5 protein-coding genes and 1 pseudogene are annotated in these 5,344 nt (G+C 71.7%); all 6 read right to left on the bottom strand.

The window, feature by feature from the left end; translation table 11 throughout:
• On the bottom strand, positions 1–997 hold a 997-nt coding region (locus DMB66_RS58090), incomplete at its 3' end, for an adenosylhomocysteinase (protein ID WP_125812503.1).
• 394 nt (positions 998–1,391) lie between these two features.
• The gene (gene manA / locus DMB66_RS58085) at positions 1,392–2,579 is read right to left on the bottom strand and encodes a mannose-6-phosphate isomerase, class I (protein WP_125812502.1); all 1,188 of its coding nucleotides are present in this window, start codon (positions 2,577–2,579) and stop codon (positions 1,392–1,394) included.
• A gap of 22 nt (positions 2,580–2,601) precedes the next feature.
• A complete protein-coding gene (locus tag DMB66_RS58080) occupies positions 2,602–3,567 on the bottom strand; it encodes a cation diffusion facilitator family transporter (RefSeq protein ID WP_125812501.1) in 966 nt (321 codons plus the stop codon).
• Positions 3,564–4,787, bottom strand: coding sequence for an SIS domain-containing protein (locus DMB66_RS58075; protein WP_125812500.1), 1,224 nt, complete (start codon positions 4,785–4,787; stop codon positions 3,564–3,566). Before DMB66_RS58075 ends, DMB66_RS58080 begins: the two co-directional genes overlap by 4 nt.
• Positions 4,787–4,969, bottom strand: coding sequence for a Trm112 family protein (locus tag DMB66_RS58070; protein WP_125812499.1), 183 nt, complete (start codon positions 4,967–4,969; stop codon positions 4,787–4,789). The genes DMB66_RS58075 and DMB66_RS58070 overlap by 1 nt, the downstream gene beginning before the upstream one ends.
• Positions 4,970–5,017: 48 nt before the next feature.
• A pseudogene (manB, locus tag DMB66_RS58065) lies at positions 5,018–5,344 on the bottom strand (phosphomannomutase/phosphoglucomutase); the annotation flags it as partial.

Below are 5,344 nucleotides of genomic sequence, written 5' to 3'. Positions count from 1 at the left end.
TGTCGGCGGTTCCGACCACGTCGTCCATGGTGGCGACCTGATAGCCGTCCATCGCGGCCTGCAGCGCGCAGATCGGATCGACCTCGGCGACGACGACCCGGGCGCCCTGGCCACGCAACGACTCGGCGCAGCCCTTGCCGACATCGCCATAGCCGAAGACCACGGCGACCTTGCCACCGATGAGCACGTCGGTGGCCCGGTTGATGCCGTCGATCAGCGAGTGCCGGCAGCCGTACTTGTTGTCGAACTTGCTCTTGGTCACCGAGTCGTTGACGTTGATCGCCGGGAAGAGCAGCGTCCCCTGCTGCTGCATCTCATAGAGGCGGTGCACGCCGGTGGTGGTCTCCTCGGTGACACCCTTGATGCTCGCGGCGACCCTGGTCCAGCGCCGGTCATCCGCGGCCAGGCTGCGCTGCAACACGGACAGGATGACGGCATATTCCTCGGAGTCGGCGGCATCCCGGGACGGGACGGAGCCGAGCTTCTCGAATTCGGCACCCTTGTGCACGAGCAGCGTGGCGTCGCCGCCGTCGTCGAGGATCATGTTGGGCCCGTCGCCGTCGGGCCAGAGCAGCACCTGCTCGGTGCACCACCAGTACTCCGCGAGCGTCTCGCGCTTCCAGGCATAGACCGGCACGCCCTGGGGACTCTCCGCGCTGCCATCCGGCCCGACGACGATCGCGGCGGCGGCATGGTCCTGGGTGGAGAAGATGTTGCAGGAGGCCCAGCGAACCTCCGCGCCCAAAGCGGTCAACGTCTCGATGAGAACCGCGGTCTGAATCGTCATGTGCAGCGACCCGGTCACCCGCGCGCCCCGCAGCGGCCGGCTCGGGCCATACTCCCCGCGCAGCGACATCAGGCCGGGCATCTCATGCTCGGCGAGCTGGATCTCCTTGCGGCCGAACGCGGCGAGCGAGAGATCGGCGACCTTGAAGTCGCCCTCGGCAACGGTCCGCGGGCGCTGCGCTCCGCCGGCGGCGGGCAGGGTGCTGGTCATCCATACTCCTGGGGAGGGAAGGCAGCCATTGACATTACGCGCCAAATCGCACGGCACGCCTTCTTTCCCCTTCCTCTTCCGGCGCCCGTTCCGGCACAACCCTTCCCGGCGAGCTTCGCGGACAGCGAACGGGGCGACGGGTCCGAAGACCCGCCGCCCCGTTCATCCCCCCGGTTTGGTACCGCGCGCGTCCGTGGGACCCCCCGATCACCAATGACGCTGCGTGTTTATAGATTCACACTCCGCACACGTCGTGTCAAGCAAATCAGGAAAAATCGTAGTTAATACCCTACGTAGTGGTCTGGCCGTGGCTCGGCGGCCCGCTTCCCCGGCCGGCTCACCGACAGAACGACAGCGGGCGAGGCATCGCTGTGAGACAACCGCAGCTGAAGTGTCAGGAGGCGACGGCTGCCACGAAGATCTCGCCGACGCCTGCCACGGTCGCCGGGCCGGTTTCGGCCGGGACGTAGGCCGCCGTTCCCGGTGTCACCTCGACCGGGGTGCCGTCCACCGCTTCCGCCACGAAGACGTCGCCCCGGATGCCCAGCGCGATGCGCGGGCCCGTGCCCGGCAGGGGCAGCGGCGGGGCGGCCGGGGTCAGCTCCATCCGGTACAGCGCGAACTCGCGAACCGGCACCTGCCACGTTCGCACCCCCGGCGCGACCTGGGTCGGCGGCAGGATCGGGTCGTCCAGGACCTCGAAGCGCAGCACCCGCAGCAACTCGTCGACGTCCACGCGCTTCGGGGTCAGGCCGCCGCGCAGGACGTTGTCGCTGGCCGCCATGATCTCGATGCCGGTGCCGCCCAGGTAGGCGTGCAGGTTGCCGGCCGGCATCCAGATCGCCTCGCCCGGCGCCAGCCGGACCTGGTTGAGCAGCAACGCCACCAGCACGCCCGGGTCGCCCGGGTAGTGGCCGGCCAGGTCGATCGCCAGGGCGTAGCTCCGCGCGTGCCCCTGCGCGGCGCGCGCGGCCGTGACCACGTCCTCGATCAGCGCCCGGCGGTCCTCCGCCGGCCAGGTCAGCAGCTCGCGGACCGCGTCGCGCAGGCCGGCCGGGCCGGCCCGCAGCGCGGCGATGACCGGGGCCAGGCGCGGGATGCGCAGGCCGTCCAGGACCGCCGCCGACACGTCCGGGGCCCGGAAGCCGCAGAGCGCGTCGAACGGTGTGAGCGCGACCAGCATCTCCGGCTTGTGGTGCGCGTCGGTGTAGTTGCGCGGCGCCGCCGGATCGGCCTCCTGGGCCGCGTACGCCTGCTTCGCGTACGCCGCGTCCGGGTGGGCCTGCAGCGACAGCGGCGCCGCGGCGGCCAGCACCTTCATCAGGTACGGCAACCGGGCGCCGAATTCGTCCGCGACCTCCGCGCCGAGCTGGCCCTTCGGGTCGTCGCCGATCATCGCCGCCAGGCTGACCGGGCCGTCCGGCCCGGTCACTGTGGACGGATCGCCCGGGTGGGCGCCCAGCCAGAGCTCCGCCTCGGGGGCGTCGCTGGGCGCCGGCCGGCCCTGCAGCTCGGCGATCGCGCTGCGCGAGCCCCAGGCGTACGGCCGGATGACGCCCCGCAGTGGGAGTACAGCAGCCACAGCCGCCCCCGTTCGTGAAGAGTTACGCCGTGGTCGGCTGCGTGCCGACGTCCGCGGTCGAGGCCGCCGCGGCCTGCGGGCTGTAGATATCCGGCTCGATGTAGATGACCCGGGCGATCGGCAGCGCCTCGCGGATCCGGACCTCGGTCTCGTTGATGTGCTGCGCCACCTCCGTCGCGTTCTCCGTCGACGGCACCGCGACCTTCACGGCCACCAACAGCTCCTCGGGGCCAAGGTGCAGGGTCTTCATGTGGATGATCCGCTCGACCCCGGGGCCGGCCAGGATGGCCTGCTCGATCTTCGTCACGTCCTCGGGGTTCGCACCCTCGCCCAGCAGCAGGCTCTTGGTCTCGATCGCCAGGATGATGGCGATGGCCACCAGCAGCAGGCCGATCGCGCCGGTGCCGACGGCGTCCCAGAGGCCGTCGCCGGTGATCAGGGTCAGCACCACGCCGAACAGGGCGAAGATCAGGCCGAGCAGCGCGCCGGCGTCCTCGAGCAGCACGACCGGCAGCTCGGGAGCCTTGGCGCGGCGCACGAAGTTGACCCAGCTGGTCTTGCCGCGGACGTGGTTGGACTCCACGATCGCCGTCCGGAACGAGTAGCTCTCCAGGCCGATCGCCACGCCCAGCACCACTACCGGCACCCAGTGCCAGCTGTGGATGCCCTCCCGCTCGTGCAGCTTGTGGTACGCCTCGTAGAGCGCGAAGAGGCCGCCGACGCTGAACAGCACGATGGAGACGATGAACGCGTAGATGTAACGCTCACGGCCGTACCCGAAGGGGTGTTCCGCGGTGGCCTTGCGCTGCGCGCGCTTGCCGCCGAGCAGCAGCAGGGCCTGGTTGCCGGAGTCGGCGACCGAGTGGATGGCCTCGGCCAGCATCGACGATGAGCCGGTCAGCAGCCACGCCACGAACTTGGTGACCGCGATGCCGAGGTTGGCACCCAGGGCGGCGACGATCGCTTTGTTACCGCCGCCCGCGCTCACTGCAGCCCCTCCGGCATCGGGTTGCTGAGCTCCTTCATCTCGTTGATGGCCGGCACGGCCATCGGGTCGAGGCCATGAGCCAGCGCGAGGTAGATCGACGCGAAGTCGGGGACGGCGACCAGCGACGCCAGCCGCTCCAGGGCGGAGCCGCCCTCGGCGGTGACCACGTCACAGCGCACGCCGCGGCGCTCCGCGAGGGTCTGCACCGCGTCCGCCCGGCGCTCCTCGACCGCCACCGGCTCGTCGGCCTCTTCCTCGGGGTTGAGGCCGCCGTCGCGCAGCACCACCAGTCGCAGCCGGGTGGTGAGCTCGTTCTCCTCGTCCGGGTCGGCGAAGATGTCCCGCATCGACTCGGCCAGGCCACCGAACGGCCCGTCGAGCAGGCCGACCCGGCCGCGGCCGGCCTCGCCGAGCGCACCGGCCATCACCGGATAGCGGGCGTTGGCGGCCAGGGTGTCGGCGAAGCGGCGGGCGGCGACGGTGGCGAGCGGGCTCGAGCCCCACACGATGGGGATCGAGCCGGCCAGGCCCAGCGCCAGGGACTTCGCCGGGTTGACGAAGGACTCGGCGCCCGCGCGGCAGCGCTCGGCGTCGGCGTCCAGCCGGGCGGCGGTCTCGGCCAGGTCGGCCTCGTTGACCTTGACCAGGCCCAGGCTGCGGGCGGCCAGCAGCACCGGCACCGCCAGGCCCCAGAGGCTGGCCCGGGCCGGGGCCCGCCGCGGCACCGGGATGAACGGCGCCCGGGCGCGCTCGGCCATCGCCTGCAGCTCGGAGTCGGGGTTGCCGATCGCCACCAGGCGCGCCCCACGCCGGGCGGCGGCGTCCGCGGCGGCCAGCGCCTCGGGGCTGCGACCGCTGGCCGAGACGGCGATGACCACGTCGGCGGCGCCGACCCAGCCGGGCACTCCCGCGCTGCGGTGCCCGATGACCGGCACGGGGCAGCGCGGTCCGGCGACGGTGGCGAGGATGTTGCCGGTCAGGCCGGCCGTACCGATGCCGGCGACGACGACCGCGCGGGGGCGGCCCTCCTCGGCCAGCATGCTCAGGTTGGCCTCGGCGGCCAGCGCCGCCGACTCGCGGACCTGCGCACCCGCGGACGCCGTGGCGCGCAGCATGCCGCCCGGGTCGTTGCGGAGCATCGCCTGCTCATCGGAGAGCAGCGCCTCGTCAGCCACCCGCCGGCCGGTCAGGCCGGCCGCTCCCTCGACCGGGCCGGCCATCAGGACGCCTTCCCTTCGATGATCGCCTCGTCCAGGAGGAGCACCGGGATGTCGTCACGCACGGGAAAGACGCGACCACACTCGGTGCAGGTCAGCGTCTGCGCGCCGGCATCGTACTCAAGCGGCGCGTGGTGTGTGTCCGGGCAGGCCAGAATCTCCAGCAACTGCGGGTCGAGGGCCACCGAACGGCTCCTTATAACGTGCGCGGGCTTTTGCGGAACCAGGTGATCCTAACCGCGAACGATCCCGAGCACTTCGTCGCGCAGGACCGCCATCCGGTCCGGCTTCGGCGCTTCCACGTTCAGTCGCAGCAGGGGCTCGGTGTTCGACGCACGCAGATTGAACCAGGAGCCATCGGCGAGCTGCACGGTCATTCCGTCGAGCTCGTCGAAGGTGGCCTCCGGGAACGCGGCCCGCACCTCGGCGACCTTCGCGGTCGCGTCGGCGACCGTGGAGTTGATCTCACCCGAGGCGGCATACCGCTCGAAATCGGCCGCGAACAGCGACAACGGCTGGTTCTGGCCGCCGAGCGCGGCGAGCACGTGCAGCGCCGCCAG

This window comes from Actinoplanes sp. ATCC 53533 (assembly GCF_003947245.1).
This window is presented reverse-complemented; position numbering and strand designations above follow the sequence as displayed.

Excerpts from the sequence above, each read along its gene's own strand:
- DMB66_RS58075 (WP_125812500.1), bottom strand. The coding sequence starts at position 4,787 with ATGGCCGGCCCGGTCGAGGGAGCGGCCGGCCTGACCGGCCGGCGGGTG.